The organism is Halomonas organivorans, from assembly GCF_014192055.1.
Taxonomy (GTDB): Bacteria; Pseudomonadota; Gammaproteobacteria; order Pseudomonadales; family Halomonadaceae; genus Halomonas; species Halomonas organivorans.
Genome location: NZ_JACHXM010000070.1, coordinates 1 through 1,383 on the forward strand (window position 1 = coordinate 1; position 1,383 = coordinate 1,383).

At 63.0% G+C, this 1,383-nt stretch carries 1 protein-coding gene; it reads left to right on the forward strand.

All coding sequences use genetic code 11. From position 1 onward, the window contains the following. Positions 1–100 precede the first annotated feature (100 nt). Positions 101–1,354, forward strand: coding sequence for an IS256 family transposase (locus tag FHR96_RS22295; protein ID WP_183389904.1), 1,254 nt, complete (start codon positions 101–103; stop codon positions 1,352–1,354). Positions 1,355–1,383: the final 29 nt, after the last annotated feature.

The following is a 1,383-nucleotide window of genomic DNA, read 5'->3' on the forward strand; positions in this document are numbered from 1 at the left end:
GAGCTATGGTGATTTCTGGTGTACGGGAGGAGGTAGGAAGGGTGGCGTATCCTATTGATTGATCACGACCAAGATCTCAATCAACACGAGCGGATACGCCATGACCGATTCTACCCTCCGAGCCCTATCACAGCCAGAATCCGAGCCCTCGGACCCGTTGCACGAGTTGTTGCGCCAAGGAGCACGAGACCTGATCGCCAAGGCCGTGGAGGCCGAACTGGCCACCTTCCTGGCCCAGTATGCCGACACGACCCTGGCGGACGGTCGGCAGGCGGTGGTGCGTAACGGCCACTTACCGGAGCGCACCGTGCAGACCGGCATCGGTGACGTCACCGTCAAGGTGCCCAAGGTGCGGGACCGAAGTGGCGGCCAGGCTTGCTTCAACAGCACCCTGTTGCCGCCCTATTTGAAGCGGGCCCGCAGCGTCGAGGAGTTGATTCCTTGGCTCTATCTCAAGGGCGTCTCCACCGGCGACTATCAGGAGGCCCTGTCGGCTCTGCTGGGTGACCAGGCCAAGGGCCTGTCGCCCAACACGGTCTCGCGACTGAAGGCCCAGTGGCTCGACGAGCACAAAGCCTGGTGTCAGCGGGATCTGGCGGACCGCCGCTATGTGTACTGGTGGGCCGATGGCGTCTACAGCAATGTGCGCCTGGATGACCGCCTGTGTCTGCTGGTGATCGTCGGCGTCACGGCGCATGGCCGCAAGGAACTGGTCGCCGTCGAGGATGGCCATCGTGAGTCGGAAGCCAGTTGGAAAGAGTTGCTCACGGGCCTGCGAGAGCGTGGCCTGACCGAGGCCCCCAGGCTGGCGATCGGCGACGGTGCGCTGGGGTTCTGGAAGGCGCTGAGCAAGGTCTACCCGACCACGGCGCACCAGCGTTGCTGGGTCCACAAGACGGCCAACGTGTTGAACAAGCTGCCCAAGTCGGTGCAGCCCAAGGTCAAGGCCGACTTGCATGAGATTTGGATGGCCGAGACGCGGGAGGCAGCCCATCAGGCCTTCGACCGCACGCTGAAGCGCTTCGGCGCCAAATACCCCCAGGCGATGGAATGCCTGGCCAAGGATCGGGGCGAACTGCTGGCGTTCTACGACTTCCCGGCAGAGCACTGGGTGCACATCCGCACCACCAACCCGATCGAGTCGACCTTCGCCACGGTCCGCCTGAGGACGAAGCGCAGCCGGAACTGCGGCTCCCGGGACACGACCCTGGCGATGGTCTTCAAACTGCTCCAGTCCGCCCAGAAACGCTGGAGGCGGATCAAGCACTTCCAGAAGCTGGAGTTGGTCGTCAGCAACGTCAAGTTCCAGGACGGAGAGCAGGTAGCCGATCAATCAGACAGGAATGCGGCCTGACCGCCATCCACCAGATTTGACGATAACTC